The organism is Treponema sp. OMZ 855, from assembly GCF_024181145.1.
Classification (GTDB): Bacteria; Spirochaetota; Spirochaetia; order Treponematales; family Treponemataceae; genus Treponema.
This window is the reverse complement of record NZ_CP051194.1, coordinates 1,972,879-1,993,486: the sequence shown is the minus strand read 5'-3', so window position 1 is coordinate 1,993,486 and position 20,608 is coordinate 1,972,879. Positions and strand designations below refer to the sequence as shown.

The 20,608-nt window shown below is 45.0% G+C and carries 18 protein-coding genes and 3 tRNA genes; 14 read left to right on the top strand and 7 right to left on the bottom strand.

The features are described 5' to 3' along the window. Positions 1-9 precede the first annotated feature (9 nt). A complete protein-coding gene (locus E4N65_RS08980) occupies positions 10-1,353 on the top strand; it encodes an MATE family efflux transporter (protein ID WP_253672894.1) in 1,344 nt (447 codons plus the stop codon). Beyond that, positions 1,350-2,909, top strand: a complete 1,560-nt coding sequence (locus E4N65_RS08975; RefSeq protein WP_253672893.1) for an NAD-dependent epimerase/dehydratase family protein — start codon at positions 1,350-1,352, stop codon at positions 2,907-2,909. Before E4N65_RS08980 ends, E4N65_RS08975 begins: the two co-directional genes overlap by 4 nt. Positions 2,910-2,953: 44 nt before the next feature. Here the strand turns inward: E4N65_RS08975 and E4N65_RS08970 are convergent, their stop codons facing one another. Further along, complete coding sequence (locus E4N65_RS08970; RefSeq protein ID WP_253674825.1) at positions 2,954-3,721, bottom strand: DUF1295 domain-containing protein; 768 nt, start codon at positions 3,719-3,721, stop codon at positions 2,954-2,956. Between the two features lie 165 nt (positions 3,722-3,886). On the opposite strand from E4N65_RS08970, the gene nth reads away from it, so the two are divergent. Continuing rightward, entirely contained in the window at positions 3,887-4,528 is a 642-nt protein-coding gene (nth, locus tag E4N65_RS08965) for an endonuclease III (RefSeq protein WP_371921834.1), read from the top strand. A gap of 53 nt (positions 4,529-4,581) precedes the next feature. Here the strand turns inward: nth and E4N65_RS08960 are convergent, their stop codons facing one another. Further along, positions 4,582-5,352 carry a metallophosphoesterase family protein gene (locus tag E4N65_RS08960; protein WP_044015257.1) on the bottom strand — a complete coding sequence of 257 codons (771 nt, stop codon included), beginning with the start codon at positions 5,350-5,352 and terminating at the stop codon, positions 4,582-4,584. Between the two features lie 24 nt (positions 5,353-5,376). Here E4N65_RS08960 and E4N65_RS08955 point away from each other — a divergent pair, with 24 nt between their 5' ends. From E4N65_RS08955 to clpX, 10 genes are all read left to right on the top strand, one after another. Next, a complete protein-coding gene (locus tag E4N65_RS08955) occupies positions 5,377-5,955 on the top strand; it encodes a hypothetical protein (RefSeq protein WP_044015258.1) in 579 nt (192 codons plus the stop codon). Positions 5,956-6,090: 135 nt separating this feature from the next. Then, complete coding sequence (locus E4N65_RS08950) at positions 6,091-6,498, top strand: hemerythrin domain-containing protein (protein ID WP_044015260.1); 408 nt, start codon at positions 6,091-6,093, stop codon at positions 6,496-6,498. A 549-nt stretch (positions 6,499-7,047) separates the two neighbouring features. Further along, positions 7,048-8,136 carry a formylglycine-generating enzyme family protein gene (locus E4N65_RS08945; protein ID WP_044015263.1) on the top strand — a complete coding sequence of 363 codons (1,089 nt, stop codon included), beginning with the start codon at positions 7,048-7,050 and terminating at the stop codon, positions 8,134-8,136. A gap of 543 nt (positions 8,137-8,679) precedes the next feature. Further along, positions 8,680-10,392 carry an ATP-binding protein gene (locus E4N65_RS08940; protein WP_253672889.1) on the top strand — a complete coding sequence of 571 codons (1,713 nt, stop codon included), beginning with the start codon at positions 8,680-8,682 and terminating at the stop codon, positions 10,390-10,392. 432 nt (positions 10,393-10,824) lie between these two features. Beyond that, positions 10,825-10,897: transfer RNA gene (locus E4N65_RS08935), tRNA-Lys, on the top strand. Between the two features lie 84 nt (positions 10,898-10,981). Then, a tRNA-Leu gene (locus E4N65_RS08930) sits at positions 10,982-11,061 on the top strand. Positions 11,062-11,097: 36 nt separating this feature from the next. Then, positions 11,098-11,169 (top strand) — tRNA-Gly (locus tag E4N65_RS08925). A 111-nt stretch (positions 11,170-11,280) separates the two neighbouring features. After that, positions 11,281-12,672: a trigger factor gene (gene tig, locus E4N65_RS08920; RefSeq protein ID WP_253672887.1), complete on the top strand. Its 1,392-nt coding sequence runs from the start codon at positions 11,281-11,283 to the stop codon at positions 12,670-12,672. After that, the gene (gene clpP / locus E4N65_RS08915) at positions 12,653-13,258 is read left to right on the top strand and encodes an ATP-dependent Clp endopeptidase proteolytic subunit ClpP (protein ID WP_044015357.1); all 606 of its coding nucleotides are present in this window, start codon (positions 12,653-12,655) and stop codon (positions 13,256-13,258) included. Before tig ends, clpP begins: the two co-directional genes overlap by 20 nt. After that, positions 13,251-14,495, top strand: a complete 1,245-nt coding sequence (clpX, locus tag E4N65_RS08910; protein ID WP_044015358.1) for an ATP-dependent Clp protease ATP-binding subunit ClpX — start codon at positions 13,251-13,253, stop codon at positions 14,493-14,495. Before clpP ends, clpX begins: the two co-directional genes overlap by 8 nt. A gap of 157 nt (positions 14,496-14,652) precedes the next feature. Here the strand turns inward: clpX and E4N65_RS08905 are convergent, their stop codons facing one another. After that, positions 14,653-15,072 carry a hypothetical protein gene (locus tag E4N65_RS08905; protein WP_253672885.1) on the bottom strand — a complete coding sequence of 140 codons (420 nt, stop codon included), beginning with the start codon at positions 15,070-15,072 and terminating at the stop codon, positions 14,653-14,655. Positions 15,073-15,327: 255 nt separating this feature from the next. Between E4N65_RS08905 and E4N65_RS08900 the strand changes: the two genes are divergently transcribed. Then, positions 15,328-16,929, top strand: a complete 1,602-nt coding sequence (locus tag E4N65_RS08900; protein ID WP_253672883.1) for a UDP-N-acetylmuramoyl-L-alanyl-D-glutamate--2,6-diaminopimelate ligase — start codon at positions 15,328-15,330, stop codon at positions 16,927-16,929. 161 nt (positions 16,930-17,090) lie between these two features. Here the strand turns inward: E4N65_RS08900 and E4N65_RS08895 are convergent, their stop codons facing one another. The 4 genes from E4N65_RS08895 to E4N65_RS08880 all read right to left on the bottom strand — a co-directional run bounded on the left by E4N65_RS08895 (position 17,091) and on the right by E4N65_RS08880 (position 20,440). Then, the gene (locus E4N65_RS08895; protein WP_253672881.1) at positions 17,091-17,912 is read right to left on the bottom strand and encodes a glycoside hydrolase family 191 protein; all 822 of its coding nucleotides are present in this window, start codon (positions 17,910-17,912) and stop codon (positions 17,091-17,093) included. 40 nt (positions 17,913-17,952) lie between these two features. After that, a complete protein-coding gene (locus E4N65_RS08890; RefSeq protein WP_253672879.1) occupies positions 17,953-18,672 on the bottom strand; it encodes a class I SAM-dependent methyltransferase in 720 nt (239 codons plus the stop codon). A gap of 160 nt (positions 18,673-18,832) precedes the next feature. Further along, positions 18,833-19,444 (bottom strand): CPBP family glutamic-type intramembrane protease, encoded by a 612-nt coding sequence (locus tag E4N65_RS08885; RefSeq protein ID WP_253672877.1) that lies wholly within the window; start codon positions 19,442-19,444, stop codon positions 18,833-18,835. A gap of 57 nt (positions 19,445-19,501) precedes the next feature. Further along, entirely contained in the window at positions 19,502-20,440 is a 939-nt protein-coding gene (locus tag E4N65_RS08880; protein ID WP_253672875.1) for an alpha/beta hydrolase, read from the bottom strand. Positions 20,441-20,608: the final 168 nt, after the last annotated feature.

The following is a 20,608-nucleotide window of genomic DNA, read 5'->3' as shown; positions in this document are numbered from 1 at the left end:
GGAAATAAAATGATAGCCGGACAAAGAAATAGTGACCTGACGGAAGGAATTATCTGGAAAGTACTGATTATATTTACCTTACCGATTTTGGTGGGGAATTTTTTTCAGCATTTATATACGACAGCTGATGCGGTGATTGTCGGGCGGTTTACCGGCAAAGAGGGTCTTGCCGCAATCGATTCTATTTTTAGCCTATTAAGATTACCCGTTAATTTGTTCAGCGGACTGTCGGCCGGTTCTTCAATTTTAATTTCACAGCTCTATGGAGCAAAAAAGTACAATGATCTGTCAAAGACAATGCATACGGCATTAGTGCTCACGTTTATTGTCGGAACGTTTTTATCTGTTATCGGTGTTTTATCGGCTCCTGCATTATTGGGAATGATGGGTGTTCCTTCCGATATTTTTAATGCAACATTAATCTATGCCAGGATATACTTCGGCGGGATGTTAATCTCGCTCTTTTATAATATTGCTGCAGGAATTTTACGGGCAATGGGAAATGCGCAAACGCCGTTTTATGCATTGGTGGTTTCAAGCGGAATAAATGTTATACTCGACATTGTATTTATCGGTGTGTTCAAGTGGGGGATCGGCGGGGCAGCTTTCGCAACTGTGCTTGCGCAATTATGCAGTGCATCAATTCTTTTTGTTACACTTTCAAAAAAAAGCAGTTTGTGTCCGTTGTATGTTTCAAAGTTTAAAGTATACGGTACTGTAGTTGCAGCTATCACAAAACTGGGTATTCCGATAGGGTTGCAGTCAATACTTTTCCCGGCTGCAAATATGATCATTCAGGCGCGGGTAAATGCTACCGGTACGGAAAACATTGCAGCATGGGCGTTATGTGGTAAATTGGATTTTCTGATTTGGATTTTGCTTGAAGCAATGGTAACCTCTGTTTCTACGTTTGTTGCACAAAACTATGGCGCGAAAAAATATGACAGGGTAAGTACGGGGGTTCGTACCGGTTTATTGATGAGTGTCGTTATTATCGGAATATTGAGTGCGATCTTGTATTTATGGTGTGTGCCATTGGGAAAGCTCTTTATCAGCGCCGAAGATTATGGTATTCTTACCACCGCTGAACGGTTAATGCATCTGATGGCTCCCTTTTATACGGTATTCATATTTTCGGAGGTTTTGTCTGCAGCAATGTACGGAATCGGCGAAACATTTAAACCGATGATTATTACCATGCTTGGAATATGCGTGTGCCGTATTCTGTGGATATGGTGTGTCGTACCGCGGTATCCTTCGATTGAACTAATCGTGTGGGCGTTTCCTGTATCTTGGAGTTTAACTACCGTCGCATTTATTGTTGCATATCTGCGATTGCGGAGAAATATATGAAAATTGTTTTTATTACCGGTGTGTCCGGAACGATGGGATCCGAAGCATTAAAACAGATTGCTCAAACGGGAGCATTCCGGTGCCGTGTTCTATTACGGCCTAAAAAGGCGAATATAAAGCTGGCAAAAAAGCTTCAGAAAAACGAAAACATTGAAGTGTTGTTCGGTGATATACAAAACTACGAAGACTGCCTTGCCGGTGTAAAAGATGCAGACTATGTGCTTCACTGTGCGGCAATTATTCCTCCGGCAGCCGACCACAATCATGATGAAGCTTTCCGTACAAATTGGCTGGGAACTCAAAATCTGCTGAATGCTGTGGTAGAAAGCAGGCAAATCGAAAAGACAAAATTCGTTTACATAGGCACCGTTGCGGAGTACGGTAATAGAACATTCAAACATCCGTGGGGACGAGTTGGCGATCCGCTTTTGCCGAGTGCGTTTGATATGTATGCGGCAAGCAAAGTAAAGGCTGAGCGTGCGGTTATTGAATCGCCTTTATGCTGGGTTTCGCTCCGGCAAAGCGGCATCTTATATGACGAAGTGCTCTTCAATAACATGAATGACGGGTTGATGTTTCATACGTGCTGGAATACGCCGATAGAATGGGCAACGGCACGTACCTCCGGGCTGCTTTTGAAAAATCTGGTCGAAAAAGATACCAACGGAACACTCAAGCCGGATTTTTGGAGAAAGGTATACAATATTGGCAATGGAAAAGATGCCCGTGTTACCGGTTTTGAAACGCTTGACCGCGGTTTTAAAATGATGGGACGGAGCGCCGAGGAAATTTTCCGCCCCGAATGGAATGCAAACCGCAATTTCCACTGTATGTGGTTTGCCGATTCTCATATCTTAAACAGCTATCTTGATTTCCAGCATGAAGGGTTTGAAGCGTTTTTCTCAAAGCTTGAAAAAAAATTGTGGTATTTTAAATTGGGAAAACCGTTCCCGCGTCTGGTTCAGCGTTTTTCGATTATGCCGCTGCTGAACACAAATAATGCTCCGGTTTTTTGGGTTACGCACAACCTCAAAAAAAGAGTGGATGCCTTTTTCGGATCGTTGGAGGCTTATAACGCAATCCCGCGCAGCTGGAAAAAATTCCCGTTATTGTGCAAAAATCAAAACCCTGAAACCGGTGCTGAGTTAGATTACGAGGCATTAAAAGACGAAGCATTGCTTGCAGCAAACAATATGCTTTTAAATCACGGCTATGATGAAACAAAGAAGCCGGAAGACCTTGATATTGAAGATATGCAGCAGGCGGCGGCTTTCCGGGGCGGCAAGTGCAATAGTACAACAATGACCCGCGGCGATATGTACCGTCCGCTGCAATGGCAGTGCCATAATGGTCATCATTTTTCGGCGACTCCGTATTTGGTGCTTAAAACAGGCCATTGGTGTCCCGAATGCTGCAGCGTACCGCCGTGGAATTTCGGAGAGCTTGCAAAACACATTCCGTTTTATGCACAGGTATGGTACGACGACCACACGAGTGATGAAACGGAATCATATTCGGCAGAGGATGCCCGCGATATATCCGCCTACGAAAAATGAAGCTCAGTGACGCTTTCCGAAGCTGGGTCGTTTAGCAGGTTCCTCTAATACACAAAGGGGATAATGCGCTTTGGTTTATAGCGGGCAAATTCCTCGGGGAAGTCTTGCGCATATTTTTTATACAAGGCATGAGACCGCGGTACTAAATTGCAAGCTGTCCAAAATAAAAACAGAAAACCGGCGGATGACCATGTTAAAACAGCGAAGCCGAGCCATTCCACCAATTCACCGAAGTAGTTTGCGCTGGTAACATAGCGGTACATCCCCTTACACGGATAGTAATGCTTGCTGTCTCCATTTGCTCTCAGCGAACGGATATAAGAATCGGATTGTATATTGATAAACATACCGGCGCAAAATAATGCAGCACCAACGATAAAACGGGGATCGGCAAACCAACGCACGCTATACATTTCCGCAGGAGAAAAATAAAAAATCCATAAACCGATTAAAAACGCATTGACCGTATTAAAGAGCATCCCCATAGATACTATGCTGAGCGGCATTTTACTGTTTCCTTTGAGCAGCATCGGGAAAATCAGCGTGCGCTGAATGTAGTGCGCAAGGAAGAAAGACACAAGCACTATCCGTACCGGTTTGTGTGCATAGTCAAGTATGGACAGTAAAGAAATCATAACGATAAGGGTGGGACACTCCATCAGCATCCATGCAGCTTTATTGTTAAAACTGAAACCCCATTTTTTATCGATCAGCTTTCCGTACCCCGCAGGAATAAAATACAAGGCAAAAAAGCATATCAATCCCAAAACGAGCATGACAATTTCAACAGTACAATATACAGAATACAACATTGCCACAGTATCACCGCTTTTCTTCTTTTAATCAACTATCCCTCGATGCGGAGTGTTGGGGAATGTAACTTTCCGCACGGATCAAGCGCCGGTATGAAGGGTTGACAGGCTGCATAAATACTCGTAGCTTACTTAAAAAGGCTGAATGAGATTATGGATCCTACGATACGATTGCTTCCCGCCGATGCAGTGTACACGGTGTATGAACGGCTGCGGCAGGAAAATCCCAACCCGCGGAGCGAGCTGCATTGGAAAAATGTCTATACATTGCTGGTTGCCGTGGTGCTTTCGGCACAGGCAACCGATGTTGGGGTAAACAAAGCAACCACGCCTCTTTTTGAAAAGGTTGATACGCCGGAGCAAATGCTTGAACTTGGCGAAGAGGGACTGAAAAGCTATATCAATTCTATCAATCTATACCCGACAAAGGCAAAGCGGATTATCGCGCTCAGTAAGATTCTGATAGACCAATATCATTCGGAGGTACCGCATGACCGTACCGCATTGGAAAGCCTTCCGGGGGTCGGGCGGAAAACAGCAAATGTTGTGCTGAATGTAGGATTCGGGGAACCGGCAATAGCGGTCGATACACATATTCTGCGTACAGCTCCGCGTATTGGGCTGTCGCAGGGGACAACTCCGCTTGAAGTTGAGCAGGATTTACTGCGCGTAACGCCCGAAGAATTTTTGCTGGACGCTCATCATTGGATACTGTTGCACGGCAGATATGTCTGTAAAGCGCGAAATCCTGATTGTGCCGGATGTAATCTTAATGATATATGCTTAAAAAATGGGGTAGGGGACTAGAACCATACAAAAGGGGGAAAAAGATAACAGCCTGATCAATTTTACGATCGCATTTACAATAGAGCCGTTCCCAGCCGTTGGCTTATTTTTTCATTGGTAGGTCGGACATCATAATATACCGCTTTAAAGGTGATTGTGCGGGCTGTAGTATCCCACAGTGCGAAATATGCAGGGAAATGCGTTTTATCGGCAAGCTCCGCCGCCCTGCCCGCTGCTGCGTCTAATACGCGCGGAAAGCCTACGCTGCCCGGATTGATGATACAGCAATCTTTATCGAGTGTTACCGTTTGCTCCGGTTCGGGGTATAACGCATCGTAGCATCCCCGATCGATGTAGAAAACGGCAGCTTGGTGCGTGTGTCCGCAAAAGCAGAGTTTAAAACCTTCTGCACACAGGTACCGGAGCGATACGGCTGTTTCTTGCCCGCCGTGCAGATATTCGGTGACGGGTTCCAACGGAGAGCCGTGTACAAGCAGTGTCTTTTCGGATAAAAAATAGAGAGGACGCAAGCCTGCCAAAAAGAATCGGCTTTTCCATGAAATAAGCTGTGCGGTTTTTTTTAGAGAGCGGCGGGCGTTCTCGCCGAACCAGCCGGACGGAAGCCTTTTAAGCAATCCTTCTTCGTGATTACCTGTCAGAAGAATGCACGGACGGATATGTTTTTTTAATCTTTTTACTCGCTGAATGCAGGCCTCAGGATCGGGACCGTAGCCGACCATATCGCCAAGCGAGATAAAGCCGTCGTACTGTCCATTGACGGAATCCAGTACAGCGTTGAGTGCTTCCATGTTTGCATGGATATCTGCCGTTACCACTATTTTCATATTGAGAGGAATATATCATACCGTATGCCGGAAAAACTTACAACAAGACTTTTGAATAACCTCCGGGATAGCTTTCAATCCGATTGGAAATTGCTTTCCGAAACGGAGCATTTTCTTGCGTCTACCCCTTTGCAGCAGAACTATGAGCAGCAATTTGCCGTATGGCGTAAACGGCTGCAAACAGGGAAAAATGATGCGGTACGTGCATCGGTACGGGAAGATCTTATCGCATTGAGGAAGGCGCTGCGTTTGGAAGGGTATGATTTGTCTCTTGGAGCAATTCAGCTTATTGTAAAAGATTTTGTGAACGATGATGCGGCGGCTCGCGGTTTCCGGCGGGTTGTGATCTGCTTTTGTGATGCGGGGCTGTTTTGGCTGTCGGGGGAAGCTAATCATCTTGAACTTGGCAGTGATCTACAGGCCGAGTTGGAACGTAAGCGGCTGTATGTTCATCCTGAAATGCATTATCTTTGGTTTCTGTGGAAGCGGAATGCTTTGCTGTTAAGCGGTTCCGCAACCGAAACAAAAGAAGCTTTTGAGCGCCTACAAACGCGCGTACAGGCAAACCCGCAAAAAGTATTGCGCTATCTTAAAGCGTTGTAGGATCAGTCTTACTTGTCTTTTCGCTGTTATTTTAGTACCTTCATCCGTAATTAACATACTTTGATAAGGAGTACAGGGGAATTGAGTTTTCCGTACAGATAGATACTTCATTTATAAACCGTTAGGAGATATGATATGGACATGGATTTATACATAACAAAGCATCGGGTCATGCAAGATTACCTTCGCCAGCTAACCAACCTTGTAAACGGTACTATAGACAAGGCAAATGCTCCATTAATTGCAGAGCTTATTAATAAAACAACGGGTGTATTGAATATGCACCTTGCCTCCGAGGATCATTTTGTTTATCCGAAATTATTGGAGAGCAGCGATGAGAAAATTCGATCGATTACCCGATCATATATGAATGAAATGGCCGGCATAGCGGATTCGTATCTCGCCTTTCATAAAAAATTCAACACGCCGTCAAAAATACTTGCGGATATCGATGAATTTAAGCGGACTTTCAAAAAAGTTCGGGATGCATTATTGAGGCGTATGGAACGCGAAGAAAAAGAACTGTATACGCTTACTGTTTAAAAGTTTCCTGAAAAGGTAATACGTGGACTTGCAATTTCCTCTTTTTGCTCCTATAATTGCGAATATGCTGAGCCAACGCATCGGATTTTTGCAGCACCAACCGCCTCTTTCCAAAGTGCAGTTGCTATTTTCAGTAGCGGCATATTTTCAAAAGGTAGTTGACATACATAGCTTCGTCGGCATAATGACTCAGCGACTCAGCAACTAGACTGCGCCTTGAAAAATGGGTAGCCTTTTCATTCAGACAACAACATCATTATTTTTTCTCATCAATTTTTGCAGACGGCACAAGCAGTGTTAGTGTTTTTCCTTTTACACACAGACGATACTTTGCTGCCTTGGGCATATTTTGTGCGTTAGATATGCAAAAACGTCTTCATTATAAACATATTATCAACACAGTTTTTTATCGTCGAAGCCGTCCGGCAGTGTGGTTTGATTCAGGGTAAACGGAGCGGTAATTGGTAATTTGTAATGAAGTAATGGATGAAAGCCATAAGCGAAACCTTTGGCGCTTTGAGATAAAATAATATATAGAGGAGAAATGTTATGAAAGGAAAGGATAGAAAGACAGAAGTCTTAGGTTTTTCGATAGTGCTGCTGCTAGCTGCACTGTTAGTGTGTACCGGCTGCCCGGGTACTGTAGGAAGTAGCGGTTCGGGAAATGGAGAAATTACACCACCTTCCGGCAATGTAGGTAGTTTTGAAGATACAGGCGACGGCTTTATAAAAATAACCCCACCTGCAGTAGGAATTACCGGTATGGATCCGACAGATCCTTTGCCCGGATTGGGAGATGAATGGAAAGGCGTATTTCGCGAAGGGCGTAAGGTAAAATTGAGTCCTTATAAGCTGGGCAAAATGGAAGTGACGTATAAGCTGTGGAAAGAAGTATACGACTGGGCGGTAAAAGCTGAAAACGGGTATACGTTTGCCAATGTAGGAGTAAAAGGCAAAGACGGAAGTGGGAGCGAAGAAGAGCCGGTAACGAAGGTAAGTTGGCGAGACTGTATTGTATGGTGCAATGCGTATACCCAGAAAACGAACAATGCTGAGAGCGAATGCGTCTACCGCAAAAGCAAGACCGATACTACGGTATTAAAAGACGCGACTGATACAGCTGCTTGCGATGCTGCCTATGCCGATATGAGTAAAAAAGGTTTTAGACTTCCTACAGAAGCCGAATGGGAATATGCAGCCCGGTGGCAAAACGAAAGTACGAATGCTGAAAAATACGGCAATGTATGGCTGACCAAACTAAACAGTGCGAGTGGAGCGAAAGACAAGTGGGATACAGCCGAAACGGGAGAAGTTGCATGGTATAGCGGTAATGCAGACAATGAAACCCATCCTGTAGGAGAAAAGCGGTCAAATGCACTTGGCTTACACGATATGAGTGGGAACGTCTGGGAATGGTGTTTTGACCGGTATGATAATAATCCTACAGCAAACGACGGCGCTTACGAATCCGGCGGATTTGTAACCGACCCGCAGGGTGCTGCTTCCGGTAATTTCCGCGTCATGCGCGGCGGTAGCTGGAACGTTAGCGCGAAGGACTGCGTCGTCGGTTTTCGGTTCTTCGTCGTCCCCGGCAGCAGCATCGGCATTCTTGGCTTTCGTGTGGGTTGTCGCCCCTAGAGTTCACACATTTTGCCGGAGAGGTAGAGCAGCAGCGGGCTGTTGAGCAGTGTACGTCCGTGTACACTGCTCAACGATAAGTTTTTCTATCGAAAAACTTACTGCTGTTTGGAACCACCGCCATCCGTGGCGGTATGCGGCGAAACCGAACAGGCAAAATGTGTAGAGGTGCACGTGTTTTGCTGTAGAGCGTGTGCATATCCGCCAAGGAGGGCGGGGGTATTAAACAGGATTTGATGAAGAAAAACGAAGGCTTATTTTAGACAATGCTGTTGGCATTGTCTAAAAACGCTGCGAGTTTGCTTATCGCAAACATCGCCTATTGATTGCACTTTTTCATTTCGTTGCAAAAGTGTGGCAATTCGCCAATCCTCGCCTTTTGATTCGCAATCCGCTTTAGCGGATAAGATAAACCGTTTCCTTACAGAACAAGCCGACAGGTCTGATAAAGGCTGCGGTTGCCGAATTTTAAGGAACGATAAGAAACTGGAAGACGGAAGCGCAAGGATAGGCTTACTGCAATAATCTTGCTATACTGCAGGTATGAACGCACCACGCAAACTACCGATCGGCATCCAAAGTTTTAAAGATTTGAGGGAAAAAAAATTTCTCTATGTTGATAAAACGGTGTATCTTTCGCGATTAGTCAATAATAGTAAGGTGTATTTCTTAAGCCGTCCGCGCAGGTTCGGCAAGAGCTTGTTTCTTTCAACCCTCGCTGCCTATTTTCTCGGTCAAAAAGAGCTGTTCAAGGATTTGTATATTGAACAAGCGGAAGAAGAACAGGCTGTACGAGAACAGCGATCGGCATGGCTGGAATACCCTGTGCTCTATTTGGATTTTAATACCGGGCAATATGAACTGAGCGGCGCTTTAGATGAAACGCTTAGCTATTTTTTAGATACCGAAGAGCCGAGATACAATCTGCAAAAGAGTGGACTCTCTCATGCTAAACGGTTTACATCCCTCATAAAGGCTGCCTATCAGCAAACAGGTAAGCAAGTCGTCATCCTTGTAGACGAATACGATAAACCGCTTCTGCAAACGATGGGTGTGAACGAAGAACTGAACGAACACTACCGTAATACACTCAAAGCATTTTACTCTGTTATAAAAACCTGTGATCAATATATTCGCTTTGCGTTTTTAACCGGCGTTACTAAATTCAGCAAGATTAGTATTTTCAGCGATTTGAATAATCTTCGTGATATATCGATGGAAGAAGACTATGCCGGTATCTGCGGTCTTACGCAAACAGAGCTTGAAGAAACCTTCCAACCGGATATACAAACACTTGCAACACGGCAGAATATGGACTATCCGCAGGCATTAACAACCTTAAAGCAGTGGTACGACGGCTATTTGTTCCATCCTGCCGGGGAAGGGATGTACAACCCCTTTAGTGTGTTGAGCGCCTTAGCCAAAAAAGAGATTAGCAGTTACTGGTTCGGCACGGGAACGCCGACTTTTTTAGTCAACTTCTTAAAAGAAGCAGGCTATTATATCCCCGACCTTGATGGCAATGTTGAGTTGAATCAAACAGGATTGGAAACGTACCGGGCGGTGGCACAGGATGCATTACCCATTCTGTTTCAAGCAGGGTACCTCACCATCAAGAAGTATATCAGCGATCTGCGGCTGTATCAGCTGGGTTTTCCGAATGATGAAGTTCGGTACGGCTTTTTGGAGAATCTCTTGCCTGCGTATTCCGGTTTAACATTGAGTCAAACCGGGGTATGGATAGGACGGTTTATACAGGACATCCGTAAGGGCAATGTGGACGAGTTTATGGAGCGGCTCAAGTCGATTATTTCCAGTATTGCATACGACAACTTCACCGAACAAAACTTGAAACTGAGGGAGCAGAATTACCAAACGGCAGTGTATCTCGTCTTTGCGCTGATGGGACAGTTTGTGCAAACGGAAGTACATTGCCACAGTACCGCCATGGAGGGCGGTGGTTCCATGCAGCAGCGATGTTTCGGCTGTGCCGAAACTCGTAGTCAAAACTATACACGGATGTATAGTTTTGACAGACGTGCAGATTGTGTACTCAAAACCGCTGATACTGTTTATATCTTTGAGTTTAAGCTCTCCGGCAACGGTAGTGCGGAAGATGCGCTCAACCAGATAAAAGAGCACCGTTATGCGGAACAGTATAAGGCAGACAGCAAGAAGATCGTGCTTATCGGCAGCTCATTTGATGAACAAGCACGCACAATTAAAGAGTGGAAAACGGAACCGCTTAAAAACTAAACCGCCACGGATGGCGGTACTGAAACGAGTTAGTGTGAAAGTCACCACTGTTTAGCTTTTATTTTCAGAACTATGCTTTGGAACCAAGGTAGGTTCTTAGGGCAGAGCCCCGCCCAAGAATGTGCGTCCTTGCACATTCTTGGGCTACGAGTTCGCAATGCGAACTCGCTGCTGCGTAGAACCACCGCCATCCGTGGCGGTACTGCGGTATGTTGATTTGGCAGGAGTGCAAACGCACCAGGTAGAGTAGATAAAAGCGCAGAATAATTGAGGCCGTGAGACCATTTGAACCGCGAAGAGGTTCAACTCTGGTTGAACGACCTCAATTATTCTGCGGGCTATTAAAAAACAACCTGATGCGTTTGCACGGGGCTTGACTTTCTTTTGAAATTATGGAATACTCGTTCAGTCTTGCTAAGACGGTTATGTAACGGGCCATTAGCTCAGCTGGTAGAGCAACAGACTCTTAATCTGTGGGTCGCAGGTTCGAAGCCTGCATGGCTCAGATGAATAGGAGGTTAAGTAGCCTAAAGGCTAGGACTTGACATTCCTAAGAATCATCGGTATATTGTTTCGACTCACTTTGTGAGCGAGAGTGGTGGAATTGGCAGACACGCCAGACTTAGGATCTGGTGCCTCGGCGTGAGGGTTCAAGTCCCTCCTCTCGCAGGATTCCACAACAGTACATACCGAGCGATATATTTTGCGGGAATAGCTCAGTGGTAGAGCGCCACCTTGCCAAGGTGGATGTCGCGGGTTCAATCCCCGTTTCCCGCTCTTACAGAAGCGATTCGGTACACCCGAATCGCTTTTTTTTTAACCGGATGTTTCCGGTCAAGAATAAAGTTCTCTTGCGAGAAACCCTTTTAGTACCATAAGGATATGCCAATGAATTTTACGAAAGAATTTACCCCTATCGAAAAGTCTCGGATGAAACTTTCGATTACCGTTAAGCAGGATGAGGTGCAAAACCGATATGCGCTTTTAACGAAAAAATATGCGAAACAGCTCCAAATACCGGGCTTTCGTAAAGGCAAAGTACCGGTAAAAGTCCTTGAACAGAAATTCGGCGATACGCTGCGCGCTGAAACGTATGACGAAGTAATTCAGAATGTATTGGAAGAAGTATTTGAATCTGCGGATAAATATTCGCGGCCGTTACCGTATTCACAGCCTGAACTTGACGGTACGCCCGATTTCAAACTTGACTCCGACTTGGTGTTTACTGTTCTCTATGATGTACTTCCCAAAGTAGAAATAGCAAAGACGGAAGGTTTTACGGTATCCGTACCCAAAGTATCCGTTACCGATGCTGATATCGAAAAAGAATTGGCGTTGATACAGGAACGCAACGCGCTTGTCATCGATTGCGGTGAGGGCGATACTGTAAAAAATGATAATATCGTAACCATTAACTATGTGCAGCTTGATGATGCCGATGCGGAAATCGAAAGTTCAAAACGGAATGATTTTGTATTTACCGTCGGTAAGGGACAGTTCCATTACGGTGTAGATGATGAGCTTATCGGTATGAAGAAAGGCGAAGAAAAGGTTATCACCAAGACATATCCTGCCGAACATATCGACAAACAGTTGGCCGGAAAAACAATCAAGCTAAAGGTTAGCGTAACTGCATTAAAACGTAAAGATTTGCCTGCTATCGATGATGATCTCGCGCAGGACGTAAGCGAAAAATACAAGACACTTGCCGATTTAAAAGCTGACATCTCAAAAAATCTTACACGCCAGGTAGAAGATGTTCTGAATCGGAAAAAGACCGACAACCTGCTGAAGCAGATGGCGGAAGCCAATCCCATTGAGTTGCCTGAGTCTATGGTTAAGGCAGAACTCGAAGGCCGGTGGGCTATGTTGGCCCAGCGCTTGGGAATGTCTCCCGAAAGTTTGGAAAAATTGACAATCGATATAAACGGTAAATTATCAAAAGCATCCGCGATGACTGAATGGCGGGCAGAGGCTGAACTCCGGCTTAAGACTCGTATCATCGTTGAAAAACTGATGGAAGAGCGGGGCATTACCGCGTCTCCGGAAGACGTTGAAGCGGAATACGCCTCAATAGCTGAGCGCACAGGCGCATCCGCAGAAGAAGTTAAAAAGCATTATGACGGAAATCCTCGTGAAAAAGAATATGTGATCGATGATATTAAAGAAAAGAAACTCTATACTCAGCTTTTTGAAAAATCGACGGTAAAACCGGGTGAAAAACTGACGGTAGAACAATTGCTTGGAGAGGGAGCTGCTGATGTCGGAACAGATGCATAGCCTTGTTCCTTATGTTATTGAGCAGACGGGAAACGGGGAACGCAGCTACGATATTTTTTCGCGCCTGTTAAAAGACCGTATTATCTTTGTTGATGGTGAAATAACCGATGCAACCGCCGATTTGGTTGTTGCACAGTTGCTTTTTCTGGAATCACAGAACCCCGATAAAGATATCAGCCTTTATATTAACAGCCCCGGCGGTTCGGTAACGGCAGGGCTTGCCGTTTACGATACGATGCAGCATATTCATCCTCATGTACAAACCATCTGTCTGGGACAGGCGGCCAGCATGGCTGCTGTTCTGTTGGCAGGGGGAAGCAAAGGAAAACGCTTTGCACTGCCTTCTTCCCGTGTGATGATTCATCAGCCGTGGGGCGGCGCACAGGGACAAGCCAGCGATATTACCATACAGGCACGGGAAATACTCCGGTTAAAAAAATTGATTATCCAATATTGCGCCCATCACACCGGAAAAACGGAAAAGGCGGTTGCCGAAGACATGGAACGGGATTTCTTTATGTCTGCGCAAGAGGCTTGCGAATACGGCATCGTCGATATGGTCATGGATAGGAGAAAAAATGCCTAAATTAAGAAGTGATTCTTCTTTAATCTGCTCTTTCTGCGGCAAGCGGGAAGATGCAGGCCGAAAAATAGTACCGGGACCGGGAGTCGCTATCTGCGATCATTGTATCCAGCTTTGTAAAGAATATTTGACCGCTTATAAGATGGCTACGCCTTTACAGCTTTCAGGGGATATTCCGACACCGATGGAATTAAAGACCTACCTTGACGAATATGTTATCGGGCAAGAGAAAGCAAAACGGGTGTTATCGGTTGCCGTCTATAATCATTACAAGCGGATTATGCATCCGCCGGCTGACCGAAATGCCGTTGTTATTGAAAAATCCAATGTCTTACTGATAGGCCCGACCGGTTCGGGAAAAACGCTGTTAGCACGGACACTTGCACAAAAGATGAAGGTTCCCTTCGCTATTGCGGATGCGACTACTTTAACCGAAGCAGGTTATGTCGGTGAGGATGTTGAAAATATCCTGTTAAAACTTATCCAGAATGCAGACGGCGATATTGCCCGTGCGGAACGCGGTATTATTTTTATTGATGAAATTGATAAGATTGCGCGGAAAAGTGAAAACGTGTCGATTACCCGTGATGTTTCGGGTGAAGGTGTGCAACAGGCTCTGTTAAAAATTGTTGAAGGAACCGTTGCTTCGGTGCCTCCGCAGGGAGGACGCAAACACCCGAATCAGGATATGTTGAAGATCGATACGTCCAATATTCTGTTTATCTGCGGTGGTGCCTTTGTCGGGCTTGATACGATCATTCAGACACGGGTTGCAGAAAATCCGATGGGGTTCGGAGCCGATGTACGGTCTTCAAAAGAAAAGGATTTGCAGGAGTTGTACGACAAGCTTATCCCCGATGATTTAGTAAAATTCGGTATTATCCCCGAATTGATCGGACGGCTTCCTATCAGTGTTTCGCTCAGCGATTTAAAGCTTGCAGACTTGCGCCGTATTCTTGTTGAACCTAAGAACGCGATTATCAAACAGTTCCAAGAATCGTTTAAGCTAGATAACGTTAAGCTGACTTTTGATGATGCCGCCCTTGACGCTATTTCTCAGCAAGCGCTGGATCAAAATACCGGTGCACGAGGTCTTCGCTCTATCGTAGAGAAGCTGATGCTGGATGCGATGTTCGAGGCTCCGTCGATGAAAGGTCAAAAGGCCTTGCATATCACAAAGAAGGTTATTGAAGAAACAGAGAAGCCTGAGTTAAAGCTGATTTCGGAAAAAACGGCATAGTTTGCCGAATTGTATTTTGTTTGGTTTATTTTTTAAATAACATCAAATACCATAAAAAAAGAGCCGGTGCATTAAACGGATGGTAGCTAAAACTTCAACCGTTAGCGCCGGCTCTTTTTATATTCGTGCCGCTTTAGTTAAAAAAATGAGTTGCGGTTTAGTTGCGATATTGTACGCAGATGAGGGCACCCAGTACCATCAGGTGAGCGGAGAGCTGCTGCAGGTAGGTTAGTAAACCGTGCACACCATGTATGCCGCTGTTAAATGTTCCGATAAAATCAATCAAAATAATATTGATGATCCATAAAACGATAAAAATAATTAAGATCACATTTAAAATTTGAGGGGAGAACGTAAAGAGCCCCATCAGCAGGAAAAAACCGGCGATAAGTTCACATACGGCAATCGCGATGATGATGATTGTGCTTATTGTTGAACTTTTTACCAGCTGTGTCAGAAAGGTAACCACCGGATTTAAATTACCGGCGCTGGATTGCATAAGACCTGTTACTCCGCTGACCAGTAAGAAAAAAGCAAGTGCAATTTGTAAGATGGTGATACCCATACTTCGTCTCATAAGAACCTCCAAGTATCTTCTGTAAGAGACATCCTAAAGCTTCGATTTTCTAAAGATGTCTTGTATAATATCGGCGGATAGCGTCAGACTTTTACGGTATTGGTAATTGAAAATGGTGGAAATTGTTTGCGCAATTCGGATTCTAAATGATTTATGAATTATTTCTCCCTCTTGCCTGAATATGTCCCGCCGTTTATACTTTCCAAAATCAAATCTAAGAAAAACCTCTAAAGTCTGAGGTTTTTAGAGGTTCACATGTGTAATAACCGCTATGCAAAATCAATTCTTCAATGTCTTTTTTCTATAGAGCCGATAGCAGTGCACGGGGCAGATGTTACGGTGCATTCACTTTCGTATGATTCGCGTGAGGTACGGACAGGCGCCGCTTTTTTTGCCTTGCCCGGCGTGCATACCGATGGTTCAAAGTTTATCGATGCGGCTATTGCAAAGGGCGCCGTTGCGGTTATTCATGAAACAACACTACCATTATATCAAGAGCATATTTGTTACGTTCAAGTGCCGGATGTTCGTGCCGCAATGGCCGCTGCTGCTGCCGTTTTTTTTGAGGAACCTTCCAAAGACTTGGCAACAATCGGAGTAACCGGTACGGAAGGAAAAACCAGTACCGTCGATTTTATCTGGCAGCTGCTGCGACTTGCCGAAAAAAAAGCGGGCTTTTCTTCAACCGTATCTTTTTCGTTTGGAGATGAGCCGGTCGCCAATCCGGCGCATCAGACAACGCCCGAATCGATTACGGTGCAGGAACGGCTTGCCCGTATGCGGGATAACGGCTGTGAATACGCCGTTGTGGAAGCATCTTCTCACGGGCTTTCTCCCCGAACGGCACGGTTATTGCATGTTCAGTTCGATGCAGGCGTATTTATGAATGTTACGCAGGAGCATTTGGAATTTCACGGCACCTTTGAACAATACCGCTACGATAAAGCGAATTTATTTCGGTCATTAGATAGCCATGATCATAAGAAAAAAAACGGAACGGTTGCGGCCTTCGGCATCGTCAATCTTGAAGACCCGTCTGCCGCCTATTTTGCACAGGCGACAAAGCAGCCCGTATTCGGATTTTCCGTGCAGAAGCATATCGATGGCGCTGCTACGGCTGTTCCCTTTTCAAACTTTGCAGGCGGCTTATCTGCCGATCACGTGCATGAAGGGGAGAACGGTTTAACCTTTACCATTCACGCAGCGTTTAACGGTGTGCAGAAAACGTATGAGGCCGCTGCTCCGGTAACCGGCTTTTTCAATGTATATAATATCCTTGCCGCGCTTATTGCCGTTCATAACTTAACGGGATTGCCGTTTGATATGCTGGTGCCGTTGCTCAATCGGCTTATGCCGGTAAGGGGGAGAATGTGCCGTGTCGAAGCGGGACAGGGCTTTGAGGTGCTTATCGACTATGCGCATACGCCGTCATCATTCCAAGCGATTATGCCGTCTGTCCGTGACCGTGTTAAAGCGAAAGGCGGCCGCATCATTGCCGTATTCGGCTCGGGCGGAGAGCGCGATACCGTTAAGCGGCCGGAACAGGGAAGAATTGCCGGAGAATACTGCGATACGATCATCCTCACCGACGAAGACCCCCGCGGCGAAGATCCTGTCGAGCTTTTGGAGATGATTGCTGCAGGTTGTCCTAACAAGAAGCGCGGCGAAGAACTGTTTATCATTCCCGACCGGCCGACTGCCGTCCGTAAAGCTTTTTCCCTTGCTCAACCGAATGATGCGGTACTCTTGCTTGGAAAGGGGCACGAAAATTCGATTATCGGGAAGAATGGCGCCGTACCCTATGACGAGTACACCGAAGCGCAAAATGCCCTACGGGAATTGCGGAGGACACGATAGAAAACCATCAATAATTCTGATGCAGAGTGCCGAGAGCTGTTGATTTTTTGTTGGGGTTTCCAAAGGGAATACCTTTTGGAAATGCGCGGAAAAAGGATAGGGTTGTAAGGGAATGGAAAAAACACCACTCTGAACGGGGGAGGGAGCACTTCCCCTTAAACTCAAAACAGCTTATCCAGCTCCACTGAAGGGGATATGTCGTAGGTAAATCCGTTGCGCTCGCAATATGCTTTTATTTCTTTCGTCAGTTTTTTCGTTGCGCCGTATTCGAGTAAATAGACGGTGAGTCCATACGTTTTACATTGAGCCAGATATTCCATAAAATATGCTCTGTCTTCTACCGGTTTTGCTCCAAACGTATTATTCTTAAAATGTATTTCGGTAAATACGCTTTCTTGATTGACCCCATGTACCACTCCTTTAATAGAATTTTGCTGCATCGCTTCGGTGATAAACGTATCTCCGCCGTTAATGATAATGGGTTTATTCTCCGTGTGTATTTTGCGTAAGAGAGTTATCAGTCCTTGATATATTTCGGGTGTGTGATAATGATAATAAACGTCGGCATTATCAATAAAAAAACCGTCTATGCCTTTTTGAGATAAAAATTGCGCTTTGTGTTTTATCCTTTTTTGCCATCTTTTATCCGCAACATTTACCCATTCTTCTTCGTCCCAATTTTCGTAGTGTCCTAAAGCGATATCCGCAAATGCGGCATAGTCGTCGCGGAATGTTTCGATAGAGCCGATGTTTAAATAAGAAAATATGTGAACGTTTCCGTTTTTGTGAAGCTGCGCGATATCTTCTTGAGAAAAAAATTCCGCATCAATTACCAGTGTTTTAATTTCTTTAAGCTGCATCACTTTTTCATGATCCATACCAATTAGCACTTTATAATCTTTGGTGCTTTCTGCAGATATACCGTTTATCACAATAATTGTAAAAAAAATTAGTGACATGTAAAGGTCTTTTACATTTCGCATGAATCGCTCCTTATCAAAATGAGAATACTGGAGTGTCCGCTTATTTCTTCGCTGTATACACTACGGCGTAATCTTCTGCACCGCTTTCGGTAAAGTTGTAATCCGAATAAGAGGCAACGGATTGGAAGCCTGCTTGTTCAAATAAAGCTAACAGTGTTTGGCGCTGTAACGGATGTAATACCGTAAAGTCCGAACCTACGGTATTGTGCTGCTTGTCGATAAACTCTATGGTAAACTTGATATTTCCGTCCGGTAAAAAATCATAGCGCCGTTTAAAAATAAAGGCGTCCCTTTCTTTATCTTTAAAGTCCATTTTTTTCTCGGCAAGGATGCGGTCGTAATTGAGGACTTCAACAATAAAAATACCGTGCTCTTGTAAAGCTTGATACACAGCACTGAAAAAACGGCGGAGTGCCGTTTCATCAGGTAGATGCGGGAGCGTATTGCCGAAACACAGTACGCCGTTACAGGTACCGAATTGCAGAATATCGGAGATGTTCGCTTGATGAAATGCCAATTCTCCGGATGTGCGAATACCCGAAGCTTTCTCTTTTGCGATTCCAATCATCTTTGCATTTAAGTCGAGCCCGTATATATCGTATCCACGTTGATGTAAACCCACCGCAAGGTCGCCGGTTGCGCAACCTGCATCACACAATCTGCCCGGCAACGGACAAAGGTGTCGGATAAAATCAAGTTTTTCCGCCTCAAGCGGGAAAAGTTCGCTGTAATGTTCTGCAATCAAATCGTATACGTTCATTCACTCTTCTCCATCGGAATAATTATGGTATACTATATCGATATAATATGCTATGGGAGAACGGTATGAGCAAAATGATGAAATGAGCTTATAATCCAATTTGCAGTTATACAGATAACAAATACGGGGTGATTGTAAGGAATAAATCTACGGTGGAAAGTTAAGCTGCAATGCTGTGTTCCCACAGGTAATAATACACCCCGATGTTCCAAAGGCCGTGTACTGCGGCTACCAGTGTGATACTTACTGCCGGATGAAGCACCTGTTTGAGCTTGAGATAGGCAATGCGGAATACGATTCCTGCTCCTGCGGCGAATATCATGGAAGAAAGTCCGAGGTAACGGTGTGCCAGTGTGAAGAGTAGGAGAGCGGGAAATTCGGTCAGGAGCAACTCAAAAGCTGCAGTAGTGTTAAATGCAGCGGATTTTTTATATCGGCATTGCTGATGCGCTTTAGACGACTGCGGCAAATCTACGGCGTTTCCCAAATTGCTTTCCGATGTCTCCCAATTTTCCTGCAGCCGCGGTTTAATATAACCGGCATAGATATGGTGCAGCCGATTCGGAGTATAGAGCCGGTATAGTATTTCTTCATACGCGGCTGCACAGATCGTGTAAAAGTAGAAAACACACTGTGCACACAATCCGATCGGCTTGGGAGGCAGGGTAAACGGTACTGCTGAAAACAGTGGAGGAAGCAATAAGAAAGCAGTTACCGCAGCGAATTCAATAAAGAGGCGTACATCGTTTTTATTAAAGCCGTTCCATTTCATCCCGTTATCGTATCGTTATTTTTTCTTTAAAACTAGGTTACCGCCTCTCGTGAACTTCTAAAAATCTGACTGAGTTTTAAGCGATGCTCTATTCTCTATCCATCCCAAGATATCGGCTTTTACTTCCTCTTTATTTGTTTCGTTCAAAATTTCGTGCCGGCCGTTCTCGTATAGTTTTAGCGTTACGTCCTGCATTCCGATGTCCTGATAGATACGGTAAAGGGTTTTTAGCGTTTTGCCTCCGTTTGAAACGGGATCTTCCGAGCCGGCGGTAATTAAAACAGGAAGATCGGCTGGTATACCTTTTAAAGCCGTCTGCATATGTAGTCTTTTAAGCCCGCGTATAAAATCCTGAAAAAAGCCTGCGGTACAGACAAATCCGCAGTATTCATCATCGATATATTTTTTTACTTCGCTTTCATCCCTCGAAAGCCAATCAAAGGCTGTGTGCGGATTTTTGATTTTATTGTTATATGAGCCGAACACCAATGCATTCATAAACTTGGCAACGGATTTTCTTCCTTTAAATACGCAGTTAAGGCTTGCTAGCAGCGAGGCAACGGATATGCTTGGGTTGGGGCCTGCAGACCCGATAAGAACTGCCGCTTTGACTGTTGTGCCATACCGTTCGATGTATTCCTGTGTTACAAAGGAGCCGAACGAATGCCCGACGATAATAACCGGAAGAGTAGGGTAGTGTTTTTGTATTTCCGCATTGATTTCCTTTTGATCTTCGACAACACGTCTGAATCCGTCTCCGTCGGCAAGGTATCCCATTAAGCCGCTTTTTGAACCGGTCTTTCCGTGACCGCGGTGGTCGGAGGCAACTACGGCAAAGCCTCTTTTACATGCCGTTTTTGCAAAATCATCATACCGGAGGGCGTGTTCCGCCATTCCGTGCACGATATGCAGCACTGCTTTCGGTTGTTGTTCCGGAAGCCATGTATAAACGGCGAGAGAAGCACCGTCGCTCATTGTCTGATATACAGTTTGCATTGTCTTTGTCCCCCATAAAAAGTCAAGAAGAAAGTATCAACTTTCGATTGACTTTTTACGCACGTTCACAACGAAGTGAGAACGTGCAGATGATATACAAGTTTGCGTTTGAGCAAACTTGAGTAAATAAAAGCCGTGCCATTTGTACGGCTTTTATTTTACACTCCT